Annotated in this window: 1 protein-coding gene; it reads left to right on the top strand. The window is 43.4% G+C overall.

What is annotated here, in order from left to right:
- Positions 1–242, top strand: a 242-nt coding sequence (locus tag CD113_RS08240; RefSeq protein WP_142380899.1) for a putative Ig domain-containing protein, incomplete at both ends; no start/stop codon positions are given.

Raw genomic sequence — 242 nt, forward strand, 5'->3', positions numbered from 1 at the left:
ATTACAGTGGTGGATACGACAGCTCCAACAGTAAAAGCGATCGATGATCAAACAAAAGAAGTGAACACACCAATTGATAATATCGTCATTGATGGAAGCGATAATAGTGGACAACCCGTGACAAATAGTGTGAGTGGCTTACCAGACGGTGTCACATTTGATTCAGAGACAAACATAATTAGTGGCAGTCCAACAACAGTAGGCACATACCCAGTGACCGTGACAACAACAGACGCTGAAGG

Source organism: Staphylococcus simiae, from assembly GCF_002902085.1.
Taxonomy (GTDB): domain Bacteria; phylum Bacillota; class Bacilli; order Staphylococcales; family Staphylococcaceae; genus Staphylococcus; species Staphylococcus simiae.